25 protein-coding genes are annotated in these 25115 nt (G+C 60.8%); 11 read left to right on the top strand and 14 right to left on the bottom strand.

All coding sequences use genetic code 11. The features are described 5' to 3' along the window. Positions 1-101 precede the first annotated feature (101 nt). Together NB231_RS08630 and NB231_RS08625 are read left to right on the top strand one after the other, a co-directional pair. Entirely contained in the window at positions 102-1202 is a 1101-nt protein-coding gene (locus tag NB231_RS08630) for a patatin-like phospholipase family protein (RefSeq protein WP_005001693.1), read from the top strand. Between the two features lie 78 nt (positions 1203-1280). Continuing rightward, on the top strand, positions 1281-1886 hold the full coding sequence (locus NB231_RS08625; protein WP_040662088.1) for a thioredoxin family protein: 606 nt from the start codon (positions 1281-1283) through the stop codon (positions 1884-1886). 22 nt (positions 1887-1908) lie between these two features. On the opposite strand, the gene NB231_RS08620 is transcribed toward NB231_RS08625, so the two are convergent. The 8 genes from NB231_RS08620 to ubiK form a co-directional block, all read right to left on the bottom strand. Continuing rightward, complete coding sequence (locus NB231_RS08620; RefSeq protein WP_005001688.1) at positions 1909-2364, bottom strand: cupin domain-containing protein; 456 nt, start codon at positions 2362-2364, stop codon at positions 1909-1911. Positions 2365-2374: 10 nt separating this feature from the next. After that, positions 2375-3475 carry a RuBisCO large subunit C-terminal-like domain-containing protein gene (locus tag NB231_RS08615; RefSeq protein WP_005001686.1) on the bottom strand — a complete coding sequence of 367 codons (1101 nt, stop codon included), beginning with the start codon at positions 3473-3475 and terminating at the stop codon, positions 2375-2377. Between the two features lie 123 nt (positions 3476-3598). Next, positions 3599-3775, bottom strand: a complete 177-nt coding sequence (locus tag NB231_RS19065; RefSeq protein WP_198007387.1) for a hypothetical protein — start codon at positions 3773-3775, stop codon at positions 3599-3601. 116 nt (positions 3776-3891) lie between these two features. After that, positions 3892-4128 (bottom strand): hypothetical protein, encoded by a 237-nt coding sequence (locus tag NB231_RS18515; protein WP_156776954.1) that lies wholly within the window; start codon positions 4126-4128, stop codon positions 3892-3894. Further along, complete coding sequence (locus tag NB231_RS18510) at positions 4109-4261, bottom strand: hypothetical protein (protein ID WP_156776953.1); 153 nt, start codon at positions 4259-4261, stop codon at positions 4109-4111. Before NB231_RS18510 ends, NB231_RS18515 begins: the two co-directional genes overlap by 20 nt. Before the next feature lie 300 nt (positions 4262-4561). Next, positions 4562-5833, bottom strand: a complete 1272-nt coding sequence (locus NB231_RS08610; RefSeq protein WP_005001675.1) for a D-amino acid dehydrogenase — start codon at positions 5831-5833, stop codon at positions 4562-4564. Positions 5834-6221: 388 nt separating this feature from the next. After that, positions 6222-7724: a YifB family Mg chelatase-like AAA ATPase gene (locus NB231_RS08605; protein WP_005001673.1), complete on the bottom strand. Its 1503-nt coding sequence runs from the start codon at positions 7722-7724 to the stop codon at positions 6222-6224. Positions 7725-7777: 53 nt separating this feature from the next. Further along, entirely contained in the window at positions 7778-8125 is a 348-nt protein-coding gene (gene ubiK, locus NB231_RS08600; RefSeq protein ID WP_005001671.1) for a ubiquinone biosynthesis accessory factor UbiK, read from the bottom strand. A gap of 240 nt (positions 8126-8365) precedes the next feature. Here ubiK and NB231_RS08595 point away from each other — a divergent pair, with 240 nt between their 5' ends. The 5 genes from NB231_RS08595 to NB231_RS08575 all read left to right on the top strand — a co-directional run bounded on the left by NB231_RS08595 (position 8366) and on the right by NB231_RS08575 (position 13147). Beyond that, positions 8366-9547: an outer membrane beta-barrel protein gene (locus NB231_RS08595; protein ID WP_005001669.1), complete on the top strand. Its 1182-nt coding sequence runs from the start codon at positions 8366-8368 to the stop codon at positions 9545-9547. A 317-nt stretch (positions 9548-9864) separates the two neighbouring features. Then, on the top strand, positions 9865-10203 hold the full coding sequence (locus tag NB231_RS08590; protein ID WP_005001667.1) for a P-II family nitrogen regulator: 339 nt from the start codon (positions 9865-9867) through the stop codon (positions 10201-10203). Positions 10204-10235: 32 nt separating this feature from the next. Continuing rightward, entirely contained in the window at positions 10236-11543 is a 1308-nt protein-coding gene (locus NB231_RS08585) for an ammonium transporter (RefSeq protein WP_040662083.1), read from the top strand. 198 nt (positions 11544-11741) lie between these two features. Further along, positions 11742-12344, top strand: a complete 603-nt coding sequence (locus tag NB231_RS08580; RefSeq protein ID WP_005001664.1) for an ABC transporter ATP-binding protein — start codon at positions 11742-11744, stop codon at positions 12342-12344. Further along, the gene (locus tag NB231_RS08575) at positions 12341-13147 is read left to right on the top strand and encodes an ABC transporter permease (protein WP_005001663.1); all 807 of its coding nucleotides are present in this window, start codon (positions 12341-12343) and stop codon (positions 13145-13147) included. Before NB231_RS08580 ends, NB231_RS08575 begins: the two co-directional genes overlap by 4 nt. Positions 13148-13287: 140 nt before the next feature. Here NB231_RS08575 and speE read toward each other — a convergent pair whose 3' ends face one another. Further along, positions 13288-14145: a polyamine aminopropyltransferase gene (gene speE, locus NB231_RS08570; RefSeq protein ID WP_005001662.1), complete on the bottom strand. Its 858-nt coding sequence runs from the start codon at positions 14143-14145 to the stop codon at positions 13288-13290. A gap of 217 nt (positions 14146-14362) precedes the next feature. On the opposite strand from speE, the gene speA reads away from it, so the two are divergent. The 3 genes from speA (at position 14363) to NB231_RS08555 (ending at position 18512) form a co-directional block, all read left to right on the top strand. Next, complete coding sequence (speA, locus tag NB231_RS08565) at positions 14363-16282, top strand: biosynthetic arginine decarboxylase (RefSeq protein WP_005001661.1); 1920 nt, start codon at positions 14363-14365, stop codon at positions 16280-16282. Further along, positions 16282-17166: an NAD(P)-dependent oxidoreductase gene (locus tag NB231_RS08560; protein WP_005001660.1), complete on the top strand. Its 885-nt coding sequence runs from the start codon at positions 16282-16284 to the stop codon at positions 17164-17166. Before speA ends, NB231_RS08560 begins: the two co-directional genes overlap by 1 nt. Positions 17167-17495: 329 nt before the next feature. Further along, positions 17496-18512, top strand: a complete 1017-nt coding sequence (locus NB231_RS08555; RefSeq protein WP_040663642.1) for a lysylphosphatidylglycerol synthase transmembrane domain-containing protein — start codon at positions 17496-17498, stop codon at positions 18510-18512. Here NB231_RS08555 and NB231_RS08550 read toward each other — a convergent pair. Together NB231_RS08550 and NB231_RS08545 are read right to left on the bottom strand one after the other, a co-directional pair. Next, positions 18496-19167 (bottom strand): SPOR domain-containing protein, encoded by a 672-nt coding sequence (locus NB231_RS08550; protein ID WP_005001657.1) that lies wholly within the window; start codon positions 19165-19167, stop codon positions 18496-18498. The genes NB231_RS08555 and NB231_RS08550 overlap by 17 nt on opposite strands. Before the next feature lie 373 nt (positions 19168-19540). Beyond that, entirely contained in the window at positions 19541-21745 is a 2205-nt protein-coding gene (locus NB231_RS08545) for a primosomal protein N' (RefSeq protein ID WP_005001654.1), read from the bottom strand. A gap of 271 nt (positions 21746-22016) precedes the next feature. Here NB231_RS08545 and NB231_RS08540 point away from each other — a divergent pair, with 271 nt between their 5' ends. Continuing rightward, positions 22017-22610 carry a DUF2147 domain-containing protein gene (locus tag NB231_RS08540; protein ID WP_050756079.1) on the top strand — a complete coding sequence of 198 codons (594 nt, stop codon included), beginning with the start codon at positions 22017-22019 and terminating at the stop codon, positions 22608-22610. 60 nt (positions 22611-22670) lie between these two features. Here NB231_RS08540 and spt read toward each other — a convergent pair whose 3' ends face one another. The 3 genes from spt to NB231_RS08525 are packed head-to-tail and all read right to left on the bottom strand — an operon-like array spanning position 22671 to position 25098. After that, positions 22671-23885: a serine palmitoyltransferase gene (gene spt, locus NB231_RS08535; RefSeq protein WP_005001652.1), complete on the bottom strand. Its 1215-nt coding sequence runs from the start codon at positions 23883-23885 to the stop codon at positions 22671-22673. Continuing rightward, positions 23885-24136, bottom strand: coding sequence for an acyl carrier protein (locus tag NB231_RS08530; RefSeq protein ID WP_198007266.1), 252 nt, complete (start codon positions 24134-24136; stop codon positions 23885-23887). The genes spt and NB231_RS08530 overlap by 1 nt, the downstream gene beginning before the upstream one ends. 53 nt (positions 24137-24189) lie before the next feature. Next, on the bottom strand, positions 24190-25098 hold the full coding sequence (locus NB231_RS08525) for an NAD-dependent epimerase/dehydratase family protein (protein WP_198007265.1): 909 nt from the start codon (positions 25096-25098) through the stop codon (positions 24190-24192). Between the last annotated feature and the right edge of the window lie 17 nt (positions 25099-25115).

The following is a 25115-nucleotide window of genomic DNA, read 5'->3' as shown; positions in this document are numbered from 1 at the left end:
ATCGCCGCCATGGGAATGTTCGGATGAAACCCATGGATTTAAGCCCATGCGCTTATGAGCCGAGGCAGCGAACATGATAGACCAGGCGCGGGTATGGGGGGATGCTCGATTTCGCAGTCGTTTGTACTTCTCGAGTCCGTTGTGCTCGCCGCGCCACCTGGCTCTGGCCGGGCCGGCGTGAGTTTGCCAAACTTATACTCATGCGCACTCCAGCGGACCGTCCTCGCATCGGAATCGCCCTGGGCAGTGGCTCGGCTCGGGGCTGGGCCCATATCGGTGTGCTGCGTGGGCTTGGCGAGCTCGGCCTCAAGCCGGATCTGATCGCCGGGACCTCCTGTGGCGCTATTGTTGGCGCCGTTTACGCATGTGGCCATCTAAGAATATTCGAACGCTGGGTGCGTCGGCTGACCCGTCGCGAGGTCATCAGCCTGCTGGATTTGGCTGTGGGCGGCGGGGGCGGGTTTTTCGAAGGGAAGCGGTTGATCGATCTCTTCGTCGAAAGCTTCGGTAATTTACACTTTGATCAGTTACGACGGCCCTTGGGTGTGGTGGCTACTGACCTCTATTCGGGTCGTGAGCACTGGCTGCGGGAAGGCTCCGTGGTTGAGGCCGTTCGGGCATCGATGGCTCTGCCCGGACTGTTTACACCCTCATCTCGGAATGGTAAGTGGCTCGTCGATGGCGGTTTGGTCAACCCCGTCCCGGTCTCGCTCTGCCATGCCATGGGTGCCGATGCGATTATCGCAGTCAATCTCAACGGCGATCTGATCGGACGACATCTTCAGCCCATCCTCAAGCAAGCCTCCTCCGTGCCAGACCCGGTCGATCCGGCAACAGCAACCGAGGATGATGAGAGCATTGAGCCCGGTGAGCCCGGCTTGTTCAATCGGGTATCGGCGCAGCTGCGTGACCGCACCGCTGTCCTCCTGGGCCAGTTTCGCGCCGGCTCGTCGGCGTCGGGGCCTGGGTTGTTCGAGGTGATGACTACGGCGATCAATATCATGCAAGATCGTATAACCCGCAGCCGGATGGCAGGTGATCCACCGGATCTGTTGCTCAGCCCCCGGCTCGCGCGGATCGGGTTACTAGAGTACGCGCGCGGAGCCGAGGCGATCGAGGAAGGCTACAAGGTAGTGCGGCGTATGCAGCCTGTTATCCTGGATTTCATGGCAAGCATCGGCTACGAGCCCGATGGTTCGTGATCGGCGCGGCTATGCTACGGTGATGGGCTTATAATCTGCGTTGTTTCTTGAATACCGTCAGCCATTGGAGGTGATATCGTGGCGAGAACCGAATCCACCATGCTGCCATTAGGCACGCAAGCGCCCGATTTTCTGCTCAATGATACCGATGAGAACATGGTCGCCCTCGTGGATTTTGAAGAGGCCGAGGCGCTGCTGGTCATGTTTCTGTGTAACCATTGCCCCTATGTCAAGCACATTCAGCACGGTCTGGCCGACTTTGCTCGTGAATACCAGCCGAAGGGGCTGGCTATCGTCGCGATCAGCTCGAACGATGCCGAGGAGTATCCGGATGACAGCCCGGAGCGCATGAAGGAGGAGAAAGAGCAAGCCGGCTACCCGTTTCCGTATCTATACGATTACACTCAGGATGCCGCTTTGAGCTATCGTGCGGCTTGCACGCCGGATTTCTTCCTTTTCGATCGGGAGCGCCGCTTGGTTTATAGGGGACGCTTCGATTCCAGCAGCCCGCGCAAACCGGACCCTGTCACGGGCGAGGATATGCGGCGGGCGGTGGATGCGTTGCTCGCCGGAGCCGAGATACCGGAGCCGCAATACCCCAGCATCGGCTGTAATATCAAGTGGAAGCCGGGCAATGAGCCGGAGTATTACCAGGGTAAGCCCGAGGGCCGTTTGAACAGCTGAGCCGGTCATGCGCCGGTTGGCTTCAAATACGCAGGCGCCGGCGTATTCGATCATCGCGGCGCAGCTGCTCGAGTTCCTCCTGCGAGGGTAGTGCCGGTCGATCGCGATGGCGATCGACGATGCAGAGAAAGCCGAGTGGCTCGCCGCCGCTGGCGTGGAATTGATGGAAGGTGCCAGGGGCGATGTAGATGCAATCATGGCGGTCGATTGTCTCCACCCGGTCGCCTAAGATGACCTCGCCGCTGCCGCGTAGCACCACCACCGTGTGCGGATGTTGGTGGTGTTCGAGGGTCGAATACCCCCCCGGCTGGAGCTCGAAATAACGGGTGAGGAAGTTGACCGCTTGCTCGTCCTCGCCCTCGCCGAGCAAGGACTGGCGGGTAATGGCGTGGAAATGGCTGCCTTCGGTTTTGTACTCCCGCAGCGGTACGCCTTGCCAGCGGTAACCCTGCGCCCGAACAATCTTGGATTTGTCCATCGAGTTCAACTCAGCCGCCAATGGCCTGTTTCAGCTTCCGGGAGGCCGTGACCAGATCGCTTTGTCCATAGAGGCTGCCACCGATGAGAAAGATCGTATCCGGCCCATAGCGTTTGGCCCAATCGGCGGCCCGGTCGATGCTCATACCCCCGCCCGGCGTGGGAAAGCTGGCTGCCAGCTCACCCAGCGGTTGTCGTAGGTGCCGATTGATTCTCTCACACAACGCGCGGCTGAAGCCAAATCGGCCGCCTGCATTGGGATAGATCACCGCATCGGCCCCCGCGATTCTAAAGAGATCGCCTAGCAGCACTTCGGCCGCAATCCCGTGACTTGGGTGTAGATAAGCCCCGGTAAGCGCCGGGTGGGCCATGATCACCAATCCGAACCGGTCGCGGATCCAGCGCATCGCATCTAGACCGGTCAGCCAGGGGTTGACCAGCACACCCACGCAGCCGGCTTGTTGAGCATGGTGCGCGCGCTCCGCAAGTTCCCATGGCGCGGCGGTTACGTTGGGAAAGTACAATGTCTGGCCGTCGACCTCGCGGTTGGCGGCGCTGATCGCGGCTTGGCAGTATTCGACCCGTTCCTCGAAAGGGGCGCTTGCCTGATCGGCCAGGCCGTGGTCATCTTTGACGATATCAAGACCGCCCAAGACGAAATCCCGGCACAGGCGCGCCAGCTGAGTCGGGCGTAGGCCCATCGGTTTGAGTGCACTCGCCAATAACGGACGATTCTCGATCCCCGTGAGCCGGCGCACTCCAGCGATGCCATGGCCGGGTCCACCGAAGGCCTCCAGCAATCGATGCGGCCAATGAATGTCCACGATGCGAATGCCGCGTTTGAGCGAAATGTTGCCGAAAAGCACGTTTAGGCACTGCGTGAGCTCCGAGCCGATGCTTTCCACAGAATAGGAGATGCATGCTAGGTGCTGGTCTCGCCCCGCCGGGGCAACCGACTCCACACGGCCGACCATGCGCTCCATCACGTCATCGGGCACGAGCTCTCGCGGCAGCTCTGCAGTTTGCTCCAGAGCGATGCCTCGCGCCTTGGATTCTGCTGATTCGCCCTGTGACAGGGTAAGGCGGTAGACGACTTCGAATCGCTTAGTCATATTAAAAAGTAAAAAGGGACAGAAAAAGGGGCGGATTTATTTGCTAAACCGATTCCGTATCTTGGTTTGGAGTCAGGATAACACCGAAGGAAGCAAACCATGCCCAGGCAGGGGCGCATCGCTTTACCGAAAGTGGATCTCAAGGCCCGTTGTACGGATGGCGCCAAGTCCTCGCCGCCAGGGCGGTGAGCGCAGTGCGTATAATTCGCCTGCCGGCGGCGGCGCCGCGAGCAGTGCTCCGATGATCGTAAAGCGCAGCCGCGCCCAGCGATCGCGTTGCGGCAGATTCTCCTCGTTCATCACTCTCGCCCCCATCGCGATCTTATCGCCGCGGCATCGTTGATAGGAGCGCAGACTACAAAGCACCTGACGGGCAGGCTATCGACATCTCCTGCGGGTAGCGGGCGAGCCTCGGATTAGCTGACCGTAGCGCGGGTGCTCAAGGGCGCGCTGAAGCGCAGCGCTCCCGCGCAGAACCGGCAACCCCGAAACCGGGTTGCCAAGGCGAGTTCCTCATCGATGCGGGTAAGGAGACGAAAAAATGCGGGATCTTGCAGAACGGCGTGGCCCACTTCGGGGGTCTCCTGGCTGTGGTAACCGGAGACTCCCCCGAGGGGAATCCTGCTCAAACCATTACCAAACTTGATCGCCACAGACGGAATCGCCATCAATAACATTGACCGCGCTCACGCGGTTGTGCTCCACCTGCGTGGTGCTCGACTGGCGCACGTACACGACGGCGCGCCGGTGCCGATGGTCACTGGAGATCTTGCTCAACTCGCTCATCGTCGTGGTCCGGTGTTGTGTGGGCGATCTTGTTGGCCATCAGTCGGGGGCGGCAACAGATAGGTTGGTGCTCCGGTGATGGGCAACCTGTCCTCTACGCTATCCAGCCTTACCATCCCGGCGTCTTTGTGCTGGCCGTGATCCACGAGCGGCGCCCGAAGATGATCGAACGCTAAGTGGGCACGGAGCGGGCGGCTAAGGCGGCAAGCCCGGCGAACGCGGGGCTTGAGCTGGGACTATAACGATAATATACGCCACCCTATTACAGCCAACACTGAAGTGGCCCAATAGCGGCGTGGCTCAGTTACAGCGTGCATAGCGGGCGAGTGTGAGCCCGTCGAGATCGAGCGCGGGCCGGCGCCCGTTTAGAATATCGGCAAGCGCATAGGCGCACCCGGCCGCAAAGGTCCAACCGAGGTGACCGGAGCCTACGTTCAACAACAAGTTGGGCACCGGCGTGCGGCCCAGGATGGGGGGGCCGTCCACGGTGAGCGGTCGCAGGCAGGCCCAGCTTGAGGCTGAGTCGCGATCTACGCTCGCGGCGAGCTGTGGCAGGTTACTCAGGGCCTGCTCGATGATGATGCGCACGCGCTGTGTACGGATGCTGTAGTCGTAGCCGGCGAACTCGGCAGTACCCGCAATCCGCAGGCGCTCGCCAAGCTGGGTCATAACGACCTTATGCCGCTCGTCGATGATGGGCACCCGCGGCACTCCGGAACAACCACTGACCGGCAGACTCGCAGAGTAACCTTTCACCGGGCGGATGGGTAGGTGAATGCCGAGCGGTTCGGCGAGCAGTGGTGCATCCGCACCCGCGGCGAGCACGTAGCAGTCCGCCTGGCGTATCCCGCGACTGGTCAAAAGATGATGAATGGAGCCGCCTTTGAGCTCCATGCTCTGCACCTGTGTGCGCAGCTCGAAACAGACCCCTTGTCGCTGCGCCAGCTCGCCCAGGCGGCGAGTGAACAGGCAGGCATCGCCACTCTCGTCATCCGGATAATAGATTGCGCCGACGAGCTCTTTGCATATTCCCAGCAGTGCCGGTTCTAGGGCCAGCGTTTCGGGTACGTCGAGAATCTTGTGGCGGACGCCGAGTTCGGCCGTGAGGGCTGCTGTTAGGGCTGCCTTGTCGAGCTCACGTCGGGAACGGAAGATCTTGATGATGCCACGCTGCGCCTCATCGTAGCGGATCCCGGTCTGCTTCCGAATCAGTCGTGTCATCTGCTGGCTGTAGCGGGCCAACCGGGTGTTGATGCGCGTGTTGCGTCGATGATAATGGGGTTGGCTGTAGCGTAGGAAGCCCATGCCCCAGCCTATGAGATGGGGCAGCTGCGACAAACGTAAGAGCAGCGGCGAATTCTCGCGTCCCACCCAGCGGAGCAGCTGGCGAATGGCGGCGGGGGTGTTCCAGGGTTCGGTGTGGCTCGCATGGAGCATGCCGCCGTTGGCGAAGCTTCCCTCGGCGGCCAGGGTGCTTGCCCGGTCCAGGACCGTGACCTCATGGCCATCCTGTCGTAAACACCACGCGGTAGTCGTGCCGATGACTCCGCCGCCGATCACCAGAACCTTCATTGGCCGTTTACTTGGTATGCATGGAGCGGGTGCCCAGCGGAGAAATGGCCGAGCGTATTCGAGCGCTGCCGCATGATTTTAATGACTCTTTCAACCAACCCCATGCTACCCAAGGGCGGACTCCCAATAAATTTGATTCATGCCGCCTACCTTGTTCAGCGTTCAACGCCCGGCCATTGCTGTCGTGTGCGCAGGGTGCGGGCGGCGCTCAAAGCGCGGTGCGCAAACAGGCGCTTAGGGTTTCACTGAGTCGGTGTTGCCACAAGCTGGACCATATTATGGCATGCCCCGTGCTCATGGTGCTGCTCTCCGTCGACCGTAAAGAGGGCAGCAATATCTCTGGATAGTCTCGAATATGGGGTTGCCTACAACGCGCTATGTCATGCTGCTAGTAAGATGTCTGCGTCCAGTGCCGGTAAGCGATCGCTTCGGCCAGATGATTGCAACCGATGGTATCAGCGCCGGCCAGGTCCGCAATACTACGCGCGAGCTTCAGACAACGATGATAGGCACGGGCCGAGAATTTCAGTTGCTCCATGGCCTGTTGCAGAAGCTGTGCCTCCGGTTCGCCGAGCGGGCAAGCGGACTCCGCCTCGCTCGCGGTGAGTCGGGCGGCGGCTTTGCCGTCGCGCTCATGTTGCCGCCGGCGGGCGCGAGCGACACGCTCCCGAACGATGGCCGTGGGCTCACCCGTTACGTTGCCGCGCATTTCGACCGGGGTCAGCCGGGGAACGGCAACGTACATGTCGATGCGATCGAGTAGTGGACCGCTGAGCCGACCCCGATAGCGGGCGATCTGATCCGCCGTACAGCGGCAGACCGTTAGCGCATCCCCCAGATGACCGCATGGGCATGGGTTCATGGCGGCCACGAGCTGGAAGCTGGCTGGGTACTCGGCCTTGGCCGCGGCCCGGGAGATGACCACTCGCCCGGTCTCGATGGGCGCGCGCAGCGCCTCCAATGCCGAGCGGCTGAACTCGGGCAGCTCGTCAAGGAAGAGCACGCCGTTATGGGCCAGTGAGATCTCGCCTGGACGAGGTCGAGTTCCGCCGCCGGTCAGTGCCACATTGGAGGCGCTGTGGTGGGGGGCTCGAAACGGTCGCCGAGCCCAGTGCTCGGGGCGGAAGCCGCCGTCGGCTATCGATAACACCGCCGCCGTCTCCAGGCTTTCTTGCTTGGACATGGGCGGCAGCAGTCCGGGCAGGCGCCGGGCGAGCATACTCTTACCGGTTCCGGGCGGCCCGATCAGCAGCAAGCTGTGTCCGCCGGCAGCGGCGATTTCCAGGCAGCGTTTGGCTTGCTGCTGGCCGCGTACCTCGGCAAGTTCCGGGCCGTCCGCGTGCAGTGTACTCTGGGGTGCCTCGACGGCCTTGAGCCGGACTGTTCCGGCGAGATGGGCACAGACGTCGAGCAAGTGCTGCGCCCCGAGCGCGCGATCTCCGGCGGCCAGCGCCGCCTCGGACGCGTTATCGAATGGTAGGATCAGCCATCGCCCGGCCTCTCGGGTATGCAGTGCCATCGGCAAAATGGCACTCACGGGCCGCAGTTTACCGGTAAGGGCGAGCTCGCCGGCAAATTCGTAGCATTCCAGCTCCTTGCAGCGCAGCTGACCGGAGGCGGCCAAAATACCCACGGCGATGGGTAGATCAAAGCGACCGCCCTCTTTGGGGAGGTCGGCCGGGGCGAGATTGACGGTAATCCGGCGTGTGGGAAACTCAAAACCACTGTTGAGTATGGCGCTGCGGACGCGATCTTTCGCCTCCTTTACGGCCGTCTCCGGTAGCCCAACCACGGACAATGAGGGCAGTCCATTGGTCAGATGGACTTCGACGGCGACCGAGGGTGCCTGCACCCCGACGGCCGCGCGCCCGTAGGCGATGGCAACAGACACGGCACCCTCCTTGGCCGACGCGAGTGGTCCATTTTTTCACCGCGAATGGGTCGTCAATCGTTGTTGGCTTGCGGATCTTTCCCCGTCGTGCCGCGCGTGCGCCGCGTGGCTGGCTTGTTGGCGGCTTTGCCCGTCGCCGGCTCGCTGGATGCAGTGGTTTTCAGGGTCGTTTCGAGTGCCGCGACCTGTTTTTCGAGCTCTTGCAGTCGGGTCCGGGTGCGCGCCAGGGTCTTTGCCTGTGCGTCGAATTCATCGCGCGTGATCAAATCCATGCGGGCGAATGCGGACTGCATCGTAGCCCGAATATTCCGCTCCACTTCCTGCTGAAATTCGCGCATTCCCGGCGGCAGGCTCTCGGTGAAACGGCGTGCAAGCTCATCGAGTTGCTTGGGGTCGAGCATTGGATTGCCTCCCTAATGGCGAGCTTGACTCATTGTAAGTCGCCCGTGCTACACCCGCCAGAGTCGGTTTGCCTACTCCGCTGTGCACCACGCTGGTGCCTGGTGCACCGAATGATACCGTCGGGCCTGCGCTGGATGCCCGGACCATATATATCTATCTAATTTTAAAAATAATTTATTTTAGGAATAAATTTTGCATAGTTTCCGTGGCGGTGAGGCAAGCGGGAACTGGCAGTGATAATGAGCATTTTGGGGAATGGGCTTTTCGCCCATTTTGCTGGCACAGTATTGTTTGGACTGCTATTGGGCGCCGCTCCGGCTCTCTGGGCGAAGGAGTGTCAGTGTGCAAACTGTGGCGAGGCCGATGCAGCCGGGACCAAAGCATTCAGCATTGCCTCGCTGATGGGCGATGATGCGCCATTCACCATCGGTGGTTGGACGCAGCTTGGCTATCACGGCCACAGCACTGGCGTATTCAACACGCACCCCGGTGACATCAACCTTCACCAGCAATGGCTCTACGCTGGTCGCGTTGCCGACGGTCGTTGCGGGCTGAGCTTCGGTTTCTGGGTCGATCTCCTCTATGGCACGGATGCCCAGAATACGCAGGCCTTCGGCGAACCGCCTCCCCAACGCCACTGGGACAACGAGTGGGACATGGGCATCTATGGGTGGGCTCTGCCGCAGGCATTTGTCGAGGTCGCTTACGGTGATTGGTCCGTCAAACTCGGCCACTTCTATACGCTCATAGGCTATGAAGCCGTTCCCGCCCTGACTAATTTTTTTTACAGCCACTCGTTCACGTTCAATTTCAATGAGCCGTTTACCCACAGTGGCGTGTTGGGCGCCTATAGGGCGTCGAACGGCGTCACTCTTTATGGCGGTTGGACGGCCGGTTGGGACACTGGATTCGATCGTTTCAGCGCAACCGGACACTCCAAGGGCAGCAGCTTTTTGGGTGGCATCAAGGTCACCTTAGGCACCTCTATGGTCGCCACCTACGTTCTTACCGCCGGTAATCTGGGTTTTCCGCAAGGTAAAGGCTACAGCCACAGTCTCGTGGTGCATGCGACCCCCGCCAAGAATTGGGCTTACGTCTTTCAATATGATCTTGTCGAAGTCAATGCCAACCCGCTGGGGCCGGACACCAACCACCGTTCCGCCTTCAATAATTACCTTTTCTATACGATCACCGACACCCTCAAGGCAGGCGTGCGGGGCGAATGGTTTCGCTCCGGTGATCATTCGCTCTATGAAATTACCGCTGGTGTGAACTTGCGGCCGATAGAGAATCTCAGCATTCGCCCAGAAGTCCGTTGGCAGTTCGGGGGCAGTAGCGCAGATGAGCGATTTTTCGCCAGCCAGTTCGGTGTGTCGACCGGTACGACGATCTTCGGCATCGACGCCGTGCTGATGTATTGAGGAGGCCTAGCAGAATCAGCGGGCGGGTCGGTTGTGGGCGTTTGCTGGTGAGCATTCACTAGCAGACGGTTGAGCAGATTGTATGTTAACGGTCGAATCCATCCAATGTCGGGAGATTTTGCGCCACTCCGCACCAAAATGGTGCTTTGGTGTGTCCAGCGGCATGCTAGAACTGTTCGGGATAACTATTTATCTATTTGTTTATTTTAATAAAAAAATACTTTGGCGCAGACGATGCCTTAGTTTTCGCGGCGGAGTTGTATGCCGCGTGTGCCTGTTGCCGCCGGCACAAACAAAACATTGCAGGGATATCCCATATGAAATTCGTAGTCGCGATAATCAAGCCGTTCAAGCTGGATGACGTTCGCGAAGCACTCTCCGGGGTCGGGCTGCGGGGCCTTACCGTATCCGAGGTGAAGGGGTTCGGGCGTCAAAAGGGCCATACCGAGCTCTATCGGGGCACGGAGTATAGGGCAGATCTCCTACCTAAGATTAAGGTCGAGGCGGCCCTGGATGATGATCGCGTAGAGGAGGCGATCGAGGCAATCTGCCAAGCCGCGCACACGGGCAAGGTGGGCGACGGCAAGATTTTCGTTTTGCCGCTCGAGCAGAGTGTGCGTATCCGCACCGATGAGACCGGCAAAGCGGCGCTGTAGTCGAGAATAGAATAATCACAGAGGATGTATCCATGAACGGACGGTTACTTAGAATGGCCCTCCTGCTGGCCATGTGTTTGCCGTGGTGTGCTCCGCTTGCAGCGACTGCGGCCGGCGAGGTGGATTCGGGCGACACTGCTTGGATGTTGACAGCCACGGCGTTGGTGCTGCTTATGACGATTCCGGGTCTTTCTCTATTCTACGCGGGTATGGTGCGTAGTAAGAATGCCTTGTCGGTCATGATGCAGTGCTTTGCCATCACTTGCCTGGTCAGCGTGCTGTGGGCTGCTTACGGTTACAGCCTTGCGTTCGGCAACGGTGGGGGATTGCAGGCCGTCGTGGGTTCGCTCGAGAAGGCTTTCCTGGCCGGGGTCGACGGGATCGCACTCGGTGGTCATCGCATCCCGGAAACCGTATTCGTTATGTTCCAGTTGAGCTTTGCGGTCATCACGCCGGCACTTATCGTCGGGGCCTTTGCCGAGCGAATGAAGTTCTCCGCCATGCTTTGGTTCGTCGGCCTTTGGCTGACATTGGTCTATGTCCCGGTCGCTCATTGGGTGTGGGGCGGGGGTTGGCTCGGTGCTTTCGGAGTGCTGGATTTCGCCGGCGGTACGGTGGTGCATGTCAACGCTGGGGTGGCGGGTCTGGTTACGGCACTGGTGTTGGGTAAGCGCCGTGGTTATCCGGCCACACCGATGATGCCGCACAATATGGTCTTCACTCTGGTTGGCGCTGGAATGCTGTGGGTCGGCTGGTTCGGCTTCAACGCTGGCAGCGCGCTGGCCGCCGACGGCATCGCCGGCCGGGCTGTGCTCGTAACTCAGCTCGCCACGGCGGCGGCGGCTTTGGTCTGGATGGTCGCTGAATGGGCCGGCCATGGGAAGCCGAGTGCGCTGGGGATTGCCTCGGGTGCCGTCGCCGGTCTGGTGGCGATTACCCCCGCATCCGGGTATGTTGGCGCCTTGGGGGCTCTGGTAATTGGGGGCAGTGCTGCGCTCGCCTGCTTCTATGCGGTTACCCGCGCCAAGCCCGCATTCGGCTACGATGATGCCTTAGACTGTTTTGGGGTACACGGGGTTGGCGGAATCGTCGGTGCGCTCGCTATGGGCGTATTCGCAGCCAAGTCACTGGGTGGTGTTGGCCTTCCGGCCGAAGTTCCGATCGTGGTGCAGGTGGGTAAGCAGATCCTGGGGGTGGCGGTAACGATCATTTATGATGGAATATTTACCTTTCTTATCCTAAAGGGCATCGATGGTGTTATCGGGCTGCGCGTTACGGATGAGCAGGAGACGGCAGGGCTGGATATCGCCTTGCACGATGAGCGCGGTTATAACCTCTGAAAGCCCGCTCGCTTGACCATGTCTCTGCGAGCTGGTGCGTCGAGTGGCGGTGGTGGTAGGCACTTGCGCGCCGCTGCGGGATCGACGCCGGCCACCGCGGTTGGTGGCACCGTTTATTCGGCTACGGGGCTCGTCCCCGCCTCGATTTGCCAGCAATGGCATCGTGCTCGGCGGGTAGGAGATGGCGGATGAGGGATAATGAGCGCGTGCCTGGTCGTCGAAAATCTCGATTGCGGAAGCGTTCGTGAGGTGAATTTCACGCTTGCCGTGGGCGAATGCGTCAGCCTCGCCGGGGCCTCTGGTAGTGGTAAGACGCGGTTGCTGCGTGCGATTGCGGATTTGGATGTGCATTCCGGCACGGTCCGTCTGGGTGGCAAGGATCGGCAGTGCTTTACCCCAGCTCAGTGGCGCCGTCGGGTTACGATGGTTCCGGCCGAGAGCCACTGGTGGGCCGATACGGTTGGTGTGCATCTCAACGGTAGCCCGGATGTGGACCTCGAGGCGCTTGGTTTCGGCCCGGAAGTGCGGGGTTGGGCCGTGCGCCGGCTCTCCTCCGGCGAGCGCCAACGCTTGGGGCTGGCGCGGGCGGCGGCCTTGGAGCCGGTGGTCATGCTGCTCGATGAGCCGACCGCCAATTTGGATGCCGAGGCCATCGAGCGCGTCGAGCACTGGCTCGCCGAGCGTCGCCAGCGAGATGGTACGGCCATACTCTGGGTTACTCACAACGCTGCTCAAGCCGTGCGGGTTGCGCAGCGCGGCTATCGAATCACAGCCAGCACATTGCAACAGGCATTTCCATGACATTGGCGCAACTGAGCTGGTTGGATCTCAGCGTCGCCGCGGCCTTGGTCGTGCTGCTGGCCGTGCTCGCCGCCCGGGCGCGGCTGGAGGTGAGTCGGCCACTGCTGATATCGGCCGCGCGTATGGTGATACAGCTGGCGCTGGTCGGCTTCGTGTTGGAGGCTTTATTCGCTCACGTTGCACTCTATTGGGTCTCGTTGATGGCCATGGTGATGTTGATCCTCGCTGGCTGGGAGGTGGTGGCGCGGCAACGTCGCCGCTTGGCCGGGTGGTGGAGTTTCGGTATCAGCACCGGGGCCATGTTCATTTCCTCGTTTTCCGTGACCGTGTTCGCGCTGATTGCCCTCGTGCAGGCGACGCCTTGGTATGAGCCAAGGTATGCCATTCCTCTGCTCGGCATGCTCCTTGGCAATACAATGAATGGGGTGGCTCTCAGCCAGGATCGGCTGATCGAGGGGGCATGGCAGCAGCGCGATGTCATCGAGGCACGCCTGATGCTTGGCCAGGGTTGGCAGGAGGCGATGGGGTCGGTTAGCCGCGAGAGCATGCGCAGTGGCATGATTCCTCTGATCAATGGCATGGCTGCGGCGGGCGTGGTTAGTTTGCCGGGCATGATGACCGGCCAAATCCTAGCCGGCAGCCCGCCGGCGGAAGCCGTCAAGTATCAAATTCTGATCTTTTTGCTGATCACCGTTGGGAGCGGTTTCGGCACGCTGCTGGCCAATCGCTTGGTGGCCCGGCGGTTGTTCGATGAGCGGGAACGTCTGCGCGTGGACCGGCTGGTTGAGATGCAATCGCGTTGATCATCCGTTTGCTCATGACGTCCAGCGGTCGCGAACAAGTGCGCTTATCCAGCAGTTTCTGTCTGCTGGCAGCGGTGTGGTCTACAGTTGCGCAAGGGTACCTGGGGTGCAAGGCCACCCCTGGTGACCCCGCAACGGGTTCAGCCATCGAACGCGCCACGACAGAATTCCGGCACTGCCAGTGAGCCACGATGTACATCCTCATTATAATAGCGGGTCGTAAACGGCCGTGCCGCTGCCGCAGTGCGGCGGAAGTCACGTACCTCACACGCCTTGCCGGCGAGCGTGCAGCTCCACCAGCCGCTGGGGTAACTGGGTACCGGGAAGCAAAGGGTCACTCGGCGTGCGAAGCCCGCCTCCGCTAAACTGCGATGCAGTGGCTTGAGGATATTTTTCTCATGCAATAGGGGCGATTCACTCTGTTGTGCCAGCACACCACCCGGTCGCAGTATACGGTGGATCTGACGCAGAAAGCCGCTGCCGAACAACTCTTGCGCCGGTCCGATCGGATCTGTGCTATCGATGATGACCACATCAAAGCAGGCCGTGGCTGTCCTGCGAACGAATTTCACGCCGTCTTCGAACCGCAAATCGCAACGTGGGTCGCCGTTCATGGCCGTGAGCTCAGGGAAGAAGCGCTCGGCAATACGGGTTACTCGCTCGTCGATCTCTACTTGCACAACTCGCGCCACATTTGGATGGCGCAGCACTTCCTGCAAGGTGCCGCAATCGCCGCCCCCGATGATCAGCACGGTATGTGGCTCGGCGTGCGTGAACATGGCGGGGTGCACCATCATCTCATGGTAGAGGAAGTTGTCGCGCTCGGTGAGCATCACGCAGCCATCAATAGCCATCAAGCGGCCCCAGTGGAGGGTTTCAAAAACCTCGATGCGCTGATAAGGGGATTGCTCAGCATGCAGCCTTTCCTTAATGCGAAGCGAGAAAGCGAGGCCCTCGTCAAGTACTGTTTCTGTGAACCAATTCTCGTCAAGTGCCATGGCGGTTGTGTTCCCCGACGGCTGGTTGCTCATTGGGCACGCTCTCGGCCCGCCGCGCGGGATCGCTGCGTTGCGCCGCGCAGCCGCATGACCGATACAGCCGGTGGCCGCTCGAGCGGGCTAGTCGAGTCACCCCTCAGAGACGTTACCGGGTTCGGCGGGCGGGAGCGGATGGTAAACTGGGCGTCGTTTTGGATCGTGCTGGTAGTCATTGTACATGGATTATACGAGCGCTCACTCGGCCCGTGAGCTTTATAATATCGGCCATTGGGGTAGCGGCTACTTCGATATCACGGAGGCCGGGCGGCTGATTGTGCGCCCCGGTGGTCGTCGGGGCGGCTCCGAGGTCGACCTCTATGAGCTCGCCCACGAGATACGCCGGGCGGGGCTTGCGTGGCCAGTTTTGGTGCGCTTCATCAATATCCTCCATGATCGGGTGGAGCGCTTGTGCCGAGCCTTTCGCCAAGCGATGATCACGCACGGCTACGCTGGGTCCTATACGGCCGTCTACCCGATCAAGGTCAATCAGCAGCGCCGCGTGGTGCAGGAGATTCTGGCCGGTGCAGATAATCATGTCGGCCTCGAATGCGGAAGCAAACCAGAGCTCATGGGAGCCATCGCGGTCGCACCCCCCGGGGGACGCATTATCTGCAATGGCTATAAGGATCGAGAATACATTCGCCTCGCGTTGCGCTCCCGTCAGCTGGGGTTGGATTGCTGGATTGTCGTCGAGAAGTGCTCTGAGCTCGAGCTGATCATTGCGGAGTCACGCCGTTTAGGAGTGGAGCCGCGCCTTGGTCTACGGGTGCGGCTGGCCTCCATCGGCGAGGGGAAATGGCAGAATACGGGGGGCGAGAAGTCCAAATTCGGCTTATCCGCCGCACAGGCATTGGCGGTAGTCGAACGCCTGCGCGCGGTGGATAGGCTCGCTTCGCTGCAGATGCTGCATTTTCATCTCGGATCGCAAATTCCCAACATCGCCGATATCCAGCGCGGGATACGCGAGGCGGCTCGCTATTATGTGGAACTCCACCGCTTAGGGGCACCGATTGGCTGCGTGGACGTCGGTGGTGGGTTAGGGGTGGATTACGAGGGCACCCGCTCGCGCAGCTTCTGCTCCATGAATTACACAGTGGAGGAATACGCCCACAACATCGTCCATACCCTGGGTGAGCTTGCCAGTGCGGCCGGTTTGGACCATCCGGATATCGTGACCGAATCGGGTCGTGCCATGACCGCTCATCATGCGGTTCTGATTACCGATGTGGTCGATGTCGACCGGATTCCGGAAACAACCGATTTGTTAGCCCCCGCCGAGGAGGCTCCGCCGATTCTGCGTGACCTCTATCGTGGCTTCGCGCAGGGCGAGCAGCGCTCGCCGTTAGAGGTCTATCACGATGCCTGCCATTGGCTCGATGAGGCCCAGGGCATGTACACACATGGATTGCTGAGCCTGGCGCAACGGGCCGATGCGGAGCGTATCTATCAGGCTACCTGCCGGCGTGTGCACAGCCGCCTGGATCCCCAGGTGCGCGCCCATCGCGGTGTGCTCGATGAGCTCAACGAGAAGCTCGCCGACAAGCTGTTCGGCAATTTTTCGCTGTTCCAATCCATGCCCGATATTTGGGCTATAGATCAACTCTTCCCGATTCTGCCGCTGCACCGGCTCGATGAGCCGTTGGTCAGGCGCTGCATATTGCAGGATCTGACGTGTGACTCCGATGGAACGGTACGCCTGTACGTGGATCGAGCCGGTGTCGAGCGCACACTGCCGCTGCCGGTTTGCCGGTCCGGTGAGCCGTTGCTGCTGGGCGTGTTTCTGGTGGGTGCCTACCAGGAGATTCTGGGCGACATTCATAATCTTTTTGGTGATACGGACTCGGTCAACGTCATCCTAACCCCCGAGGGCTATCGGTTGGCAGATGCCCATAACGGGGACAGCATTGAAGCCGTGCTGCGCCAGGTGCATTTCGACGGGCGTGAGTTGCTGCAGAGTTACCGGCGACGCGTCGTGGCTGCACCGCTTGATGAGACTGAACGCCGCGAGTGTCTGCGCGAACTGGAGGCGGGGCTGCAGGGCTATACCTACCTCAACAGCCCCTACGTCAGTGGTGAGTATGACGAGGAAGGCAAGTGATGAAAGTAGGACTCATCGGACTCGGGGCTATAGGCCGCGGCATGGCGCGGCGGTTGGCGCAGGCCCGGCTGCTGAGCGCCGTTTGGAATCGAACCCGTTCGACGGCCGCGGTGCTTGCCGAAGACCTGGGTGTTGTTGCATGCACCGACCCGGCCACGTTGGCGTATGAGTGCGATCTCATCATTATTTCGGTTTCGGCGGATGCCGATGTGCTCGAGGTTCTGGCTGCGATGCAGGACGGGCTCAGCCCCGGTAAAATCGTCGTGGATACTTCGACCATCGGCGTAGATACGGTTGTGGAGGCGGTTAAACGCGTTGCAGACAGCGGCGCTTGGTTCATCGATGCACCTGTCTCGGGCGGCGCGGAAGGCGCGCATTCGGGCACTCTGGTGATAATGGCGGGCGGCGATGCCGCTGCGATCGATCAGGCCATGCCCGTGCTCGAGGCAATCGCCAAGCGGGTGGTCCGTGTGGGTGAGTCCGGTCAGGGCCAAGCCGCAAAGGCGGTTAACCAAGTCATGTGCGCCGGCATCAATCAGGCGGTTTGCGAAGCATTGGCTTTCGGTGAAGCCTTGGGTCTCGATATGGCCACCGTCATTGAGTTGCTGCGTGGCGGCGCGGCCGGCAACTGGTTCCTTGAACACCGTGGTCCGACAATGTTGCGTGGCTCATTCGAGCCCGGTTTCAAGTGCGTCTTGCATTACAAGGATTTGTCCATTTGCCGACGTATGCTCGATGGGCTAGGTGTGGCGCTGCCGGTGGTGGAAATGACGCTCAAGCACTACCAGCGCCTACTGGATCAAGGCTATGGGGAAGAGGACATATCGGCACTCTATCGCCTCAAGCAAGCGATGTTTGTGAGCGGTAATAAACGTAGCTTGTGAACGAGGTGGGTGTCGGTGACGCATTCTCGATCCGCCGGTGTGTTTGACATCGGAGTGGGTGGTTTGCTCGTATGTGATCTAACACCTTAATTATGTCGGTATCGGACGTACACTGTCGGCCACACACCGGCGGTGAATGTGCCCGTGGCGATAGCTAAGCTGCGTTGGTGTTTTCAGCGCCACTCGGTTCGTTGCTGCCACGAGCCGCCTACCTTCAAGGGTACCGTCCAAATCGGTAACCCGAGCAGGGCGATCGCGCAGCTTCCGGTTCTGTTCGACCCTTGCCCTGCGTGCGAGACCATCCGACTATGAGAGAGGGCATTACTTACGTGAAGCGCTATTCGTGGGGGGTTCTCGTCCTTGTCAGCCTGGCGGTGAGTCTCTCGTTGCCACTCATCTATGGTGGTTGGGATAGTTTTGGGCAACTTGCGACCTTATCCCCGGCCGTGGTGATCCTGCTGCTGGGAATGGTCGTGGCCGGTTGGATGTGCAATGCCGGGCGCATCCGAATCTTGGCGCGCGGGCTCGGTGTGCGGCTGCGCTCGCGTGAAGCACTGCGCACCGTGATCAGCGCCGAGTTCGCCGCCGTGGCGACGCCGGCGTCGACCGGCGGAGCAGCCACCTACATCTTTTTGCTTTCCCGGCGGGGTCTGCGGTTGGGCGAGGCCGCTGCCATCGTGGCGTTCGACCAAGTCATGGACTTGATTTTCTTCGCAACGGCGATGCCGGTCGCGTTATTGCTGTTTCTCACCGGCCAGGGTATTACTCAGTCACTGAGTGCACCCGCCATATTGGTCGGCGTGCTCGCACTCGGGGTGGTCCTACTGCTGTGGCTGCCGCGTCACTACCGTCCGGTGGCGATTTGGCTGGGGCGGGTAATCCGCCGTGTGCCGGGATTGTGCCGGCTACGCTATCGTTTGGCCCGCTGGTTGATCCAGTTTCGTAGCAGCGTTGCTTTGTTGCTGCGCATCGGCGTGAGCCGTTTGCTGTTGGTCTATGTGCTTTGTGTCGGGCACTGGATGCTCCGCTATGGGGTGTTACCGATGCTGCTGTATTTTATGGACTATTCAGGACATTGGTCCTACATATTTCTCGCTCAGGGCTTGATGTTCTTGGTCGGTCACTTGTCGTTTCTGCCCGGTGGGGCCGGGGGAGTGGAACTGGTTTTTGGCGCTCTGCTTCGACCTTATTTGGACGGCGGTACTACGGCCGCGGCGATTCTGGTTTGGCGCTTCTGCACCTTTTATTGGTATCTACTCGCGGGTGCTCCGGTATTCATATTTACTACCGGCCGGCGGGTATTGGGGGTTGCTAACAAACCGGCCGACCTCAGCCGCCGCGCTTGAGCAGGATGGCATGGATATTATCCGCCTGTAGGCGCTTACGGATGGCGTTGAGGTGCTCGCGATCGCTGAACGGTCCGATCCGGACCCGATGCCAGGTCCCGCCACCGGCAAGCTCCGCATTCTGGATTGAGGCTTCGACTCCCAACAAGGCCAGCCGCGCCTTAAGCTGATCGGCGTCATCGAGGTTGCGAAATGAGCCCACCTGCAGCAGATAGCTGGCGTTCGTCGGCCCGCTCTCTCTGGGTAGCGCCGTTGCGGTTTGCGGCCGTGGATGTTCGGCGTTGCTCCGGTGACCGGCAGCGGTCGGTGGCTTGGCCATGGGGATTGCTAAATTCGGCTCCGGTGCGGGCACCTCAACCTCTTGATCGGGCAGCAATTTATAAAATTCGAACCGGGGTTGGATCGGTTCGTTCGGTATGGATGTGCGCCCGGTAGTCGGCCCGATAGAGCTGTCGATATCGCTTTCCTGCGGCTGAAACAGGCTGGTAACGGCTTCGGTATTATTTGGTGCCGAATGATGCAGTTGGACCAGCAAGGCGACGAACAGGCCGATACTAAGCCCCGCAAGTCCCCAAATCCAGTTCGGTAGCGACGATCGCCCGAGGGCGGAGGGGCGACTTGCCTGCCGTGCGCGTTTGCTAGTTTCTCGGGCCATGGTTACCTGCTTTGCGGGATAGAGGCATCCAATATCGTAAGGTCACTACTTAGAATCTGCCATCTGGCGAATATCAGAAAAAACCGGACGTTGCTGCGTATTAGAGACGAATGGCGTTGTAGTAGGTAGGCAACGCGTTTGCCACTCCCGTAGGCAGATGATCGAGCTGATGTGGCTCGTGAGCTAAAGCGGTGCTTGCTACCGGTTCCAGGTGACAGCCTAGCTGAGCCGCTGGTCAACACAGTACGCTCGACAAACCATTGCCCATCGCTCACGCCGCACTCTACCAGATTCGTACGGCTGCTTCGCAGCCGCGTATTATCCCGGCTGTGATGAGACTTGCAAGGAGGGCGCATAGTCGGTTGGCCTCTTTTCATAGCGTCTCCAATGGATCGACGTCCACCGACCAGCGCACGCGGCGCGCCTGTTCAAGCTCGGCCAAGCGCGGCACCCAGTTGCGCAGTAAGGCTTGTAACTCATCACGATGCGCCGTCTGCAACAGCAGTTGGGCACGATAACGCCCGGCACGGCGTTCCATAGGGGCGGGTACCGGGCCCAGCATGGTTATCCCCGGCGCTGGCTGGGCACTCGCCTTCGCCTGAGCCAGGAACACGTGCGGTGTGTCCGCCTCGTGTGCTTCGGCGCGGAGCAGAGCCATAGCGGAAAATGGCGGTAAATGAGCTTGTTCGCGCTCTTTGAGCGCTACCTCGGCGAAGTCTTTATAGCCTCTGTGGATCAGTATTTGCAGCAACGGGTGTTCGGGGTGGTGCGTTTGTATGACGACTTCGCCGAGGTGCGCTGCTCGTCCAGCTCGGCCGGCTACCTGAATTAGGAGCTGGGCGAACCGCTCCGGCGCACGGAAATCCGATCCGAACAGTCCTTGATCGGCATCGATGATTGCCACCAGCGTTACTTCTGGCAGGTGATGACCCTTGGCGAGCATTTGAGTTCCAAGCAGAATTTGTGCTTCACCGCGTTGAGCCGCCGCCATCCGAGCCTCGAAGGCGCCTTTGCCCCGGGTGCTGTCGCGATCGATACGTAACAGGCCGGCGCTAGGGAAAGCCAGGCGCAGTGCGGCCTCGACGCGTTGGGTGCCCAAGCCGAGTGGACGCAAATCGGGGCCGGCGCAGTGCGGGCAATGGGCAGGCACGGGGCGGTCATAGTTGCAGTGATGACAGCGAACCCGCTTACCTGGATGGTGATAAATCAGCCGCGCATCGCAACGGTGGCACAGCGCGATCCAGCCGCATTCGTGGCACAATAGCGTCGGCGCGAAGCCGCGGCGGTTGAGTAGCAGCAGCGCCTGTCGGCCGGCATCTAGATGCGTTTGCAGCCGCTGCTGCAAGGGTTGGGATAGCCCCTCGCGCAGCGGTTTGCCCCGTACGTCGAAGATTCGAAACTCAGGTGTAGCGGCTCCTCCCGCTCGCTGTGGTAGGCGCAGCTGTCGATAACGTCCGCGGCGCACATTGTATAGCGTTTCGAGCGAGGGCGTGGCCGAGCCTAGGACGATTGGAATATTCAAGCGTCGGGCGCGAACCACCGCCAAATCACGCGCAGAATAGCGAAAACCGTCTTGCTGTTTAAGTGAGGTGTCGTGTTCTTCGTCGACGACGATCAACCCTGGACGCGCAAGCGGCGCAAACACCGCCGAACGGGTGCCGATAACGATCGGGGCGGCGCCGTTGCCGGCAGCATGCCAGGCCTCCAGTCGCTCTGTATCGGAGAGCCCCGAGTGCAACACGGCAAGGGGAGCATCGAGCCGGCTGGTGAACCGTGCCACGAGCTGCGGTGTGAGCCCGATCTCGGGTACGAGTAGGAGCGTCTGCCGACCTGCGGCGAGAACGGCTTCGATCGCGGCTAAGTACACCTCCGTCTTGCCGCTGCCGGTCACGCCTTCCAGCAACAGCGCTTGAAAATTGTTCAAGGCGGCGGTGATCGCCCGAACCGCCTTGCTCTGTGCCAGATTAAGTGTCGGAGCGGCGGTTCGGGTGTGGCTACGCCGCAGGGCATAGACCGGTCGGTCCGACGCCGCGATCCAGCCCCGAGCGGCCAAGCGCTCGAGGGCGCCGCGCCAGTCCCCGTTCGAATCCGTCAACTCGGCGCAGCCAATGGGCCGCGCCGATTGCTGCAGGATCTCCAGCAGTCTGGCCTGGCGAGGGGCGCGCCGGCGCAGCGCATTTGCCGCGATGGTTTGGCCCGCCGGTGCGATTCGCCAGACCCGTTCGAGCGCTGGTTCGGCCGGCCGACCACGGCGCAACAAGCTCGGTAATGCCGTGGCCAGGCACTCGCCGATAGGATAGTGGTAATAACGGCTGGCCCATAGCAGCAGTTTCAGGAGTTCTTCCGGAAGCACAGGTCGGGTATCGAGTACTGTCTCGATTGCACGCAGACGGCGTCGTTCGATCGGCGTCTCGTTGGTCAGTCCCGTGACCAGGCCAACTACACGGCGTTTGCCGAAGGGCACCAGAACACGACCACCCACGCAGGGGGGCGGCTCAGCAGTCGGCAGAAGATAGTCGAACAAGTGGTGAAAAGGGGCGGGTACGGCAACCTGGGCGATTGCGTCGCAATTGGCCATGCTGCTGTCACCGTTTGGGGTGATGAAGCGAGCAATAGGGCCTTTGCCATAGTGCCGCTAGCCGCCGCCTGCGCCGGGGTGATTTCGCCGCACTGCGTTTTCGATCTGGCGGTGCTGGCTGTTTTGAGGTCGGGGTGAGGGTACAGGCGGAGTGGGAGTGAGGCGGAGTGGTTGAGTTGCCAGCCTGCCAGCAATAATAATACGCGGATATTGCCAGCCCGAGGATCGGATCCCTGGGGGGTAGCGACTCATTCTTGTGGAGGTGCCGCCTGTGCCGATTGACTGCCGCGCTGTTGCGCTGCTTTGTATGGGCGAGCTCGGCGTGACCTGGCCCAAACGCTGCGTGGCCTTGCTCCGAGGTGACTGCACGGTGCGCATTGTGAGGGTTGTGGCGTCGCTTTGGCTGCTCGTTAGCCTGCCGCTCCAGGCTGGGCCGGCCGGCCAGCAAGGAGCGCTCGGCGTATGGATCAACGACAAGTCGACCGTGGCGGTACGCATCGCAGACTGCGGCTCCGAGCTCTGCGGCCGCATCGTTTGGCTCGCCAAGCCTTATCACGGCAACGGAGCGCTCAAGCGTGATCGGCATAATCCAAATCCTGGCAAGCGTGAGCAACCCCTGTGCGGGCTGCAAGTGCTCGAGGGCTTCCAACAAACGGCCGCGCGAAGCTGGGTCGACGGTTTGATCTATGATCCTCGCAAGGGTAAGACCTACCATAGTTACCTGACACTTGCCGAACCGGATCAGTTACGGGTCCGTGCCTACGTACTCCTACCGTTGTTTGGCAAAACTCAGATTTGGCACCGCACGGTTCCTCCGGCGCACGAATGCCCCCGTCATTCGCGTACACGCAGCCCCGCGGGTTAAGTCGGCGGCTATGCTTATGGTCACGTAGCCGCCGGCTCGAGTTGCCTGGATCGGCAGCGTTCAGCCGCGATGGGAGTCCGGCGTGTCCGAGCGCTTAAGCATCGCTCGCAGATCGGCAAAAGCCTCGCAGATGGTGTCGATCTGTGCGGGGGTATGGGCCGCGCTGACACTACAACGAACCAGGGTATAACCACCGGGTGCAGCCGGCGGTAACACCAGATTGACGTAGATGTTACGCTCGAGCAGCCCCTGCCAGAATGCCACCGCCTGCTGTCGGGATCCGAGCAGGGTGGCCACGACTGGGCTCGGCTCGGGGCCGAGCTGGTAGCCGAGTGCCCGCAGTTGGTGATAGAGCTGAGTGGCATTGGCCCACAGCCGCTCACGCAACTGCGGACGATTACGCAGCAGCTGTAGCGCGGCGCGCGTGGATGCAACAACGGAGGGCGAGGGCGATGCCGTGAAGATGTACGGACGGCTGGCGTAGCGTAAGAACTCGGACTCGGGGTGATTACTGGCGAGAAATCCGCCTACGGCCCCCAGGCTTTTGCTGAATGTGCCAAGTACGAAGTCGACCTCGGCGGCTACCCCGGCTTCCTCGGATAGCCCGCGGCCGTGCTCGCCGAGCACTCCGAGAGAATGGGCTTCATCCACCACCAAATAACCACCGTGGCGACGTTTGACCGCGGCAATCTCGGCTAACGGTGCCCGGTCGCCGAGCATACTATAGAGCCCCTCCACCACGATGAGTGTGTTCTCGGTACGCTCTCTTAGTCGCTGCAGCCGCCGTTCGAGATCGGCAACGTCATTGTGTCGAAACCGTATGATTTGAGCGCCGCTGAGTCGGCAGGCATCGTAGATGCTGGCATGGCAATCCGCATCGAGCAGTATTATGTCTTGCGCTCCGGCCAAAGTGCCAATCAGGCCCAAGCTGGCGAGATAGCCGGTAGAGAAAACAATCACCGAATTGCATCGATAAAAGTCTCCGAGTTCCGCTTCCAAAGCGTAGTGGCCGCCGTAGCTGCCGTTGGCCATCCGCGAGCCCGTGGTCCCCGTCCCTTCTCGCTCCACGGCTTTATGGGCCGCCTCGATGCATTCGGGCGCGAAGGTCAGGCCGAGATAATTGTTGGTGCCAGCGAGCAGCACCCGCCGCCCGCCGATGCGTGCCTCGGTAGGCGAATATACTTCCTCGATCCGGGTCTCGAAAGGGCTGAGGCCGGTGGGAAAGAGTTCCGCGCGGTCGTTGGCGAGCTTATTGAACTTGTCAAACAATGCCATTATCCCGCCTCCAGCAACCGAACGATTGCGCGTGCGAGATCCTTGGGCGTGCGAATATCGGCGAGGAGGTTCAACGGCACGGATATATCGAAATCCTCTTCGACTTCCAGCAACAGGTCCATGACATTGACGGAATCCAGGCCGAACTCACTGATCAAGTCCGTGTCCTCGCCCAACCTCGTGCCTTGCGGCGCCATAGGGCGCAGGTGAGTGTAGAGTCGATCTAGAATTTGTTGATAGTCTGCCATCATGGCTTGCCAGCCCCGTGTGGACTGCGTGTCTACGCTTCGGGTGGTGTAGCGGCTTATCCGCTCAACCCCTCCCGCATGGCGCGCTCGAAATCGATTCTGGGTCGCCAGCCGAGCGCCGCGGCGAGCGCGCTATTGTCGCATATCCAATCGGGATGCCGAAGTTCCCTTAATTTCCCTGGTGTAAGCATCGGCTGATATCTGAGCCAGCGTGCGAGGCGGAGATTGACGGCGGCTGCCAAGGTCAGGCCGGTGCGCGGCAGATTCAGCAATCGCACCGGGCGGCCCTGGACCCGGGCGGCGATCGCAGCGATGGTTTGCCAGCTATAGCCGTCGGCTCGCCCATCATGGAGCTCGAACGTTCCCGCTGCAGGGGGTGAGGAGTCGAGCCAGCGTAGTATCGCTGTGACCAGGTCGTGCACATGCAGCAGGGTCAACCGTGCGTGCTGGTTGCCTGGAACGGGCAGTAAGCCGCGGCGCAGGAATCGAAAAAGGGGACTGAGTTCTCGATCACCGGGTCCGTAGACTGCAGTGGGGCGGAAGATGGTAAGCGCAAGCGCACCGCTCTGCTGCCGCAAGACCTCTTCGGCGTGGTGTTTGGAGGCAGCGTACCAGGATAAAGTCGGTTCACGAGCGGCCAACGACGACATGAAAAGGAAGCGCGTGCAGCGTAATTCGGCGCGGGCCGTATGCAGTAGGCGTTCGGAGCCGTGGACATTGACCCGATCGAAGTCCTCGAGGGAGCGCCCGCGAACTGCACCTGCGCAATGGATGACAGCATCGGCATTGGCCACCAGGCGGCGCAATGCAGCGACATCATCGAGATCGCCACGGACCCATTCGATTCTACTCGCCAACGCAATGTCGGGGGCCCGTCGCACTAGAGCACGAATGCGCCATCCGGCTTGGGCGAGTGGTTGGCACAAGGCGCCGCCGATAAAACCCGTCGCGCCGGTTAGTGCCACTACACCCGCCATCGAAA

This window comes from Nitrococcus mobilis Nb-231, assembly GCF_000153205.1.
Classification (GTDB): domain Bacteria; phylum Pseudomonadota; class Gammaproteobacteria; order Nitrococcales; family Nitrococcaceae; genus Nitrococcus; species Nitrococcus mobilis.
The sequence above is the reverse complement of the archived record's forward strand: the minus strand, read 5'-3'. Positions and strand labels throughout refer to the sequence as shown.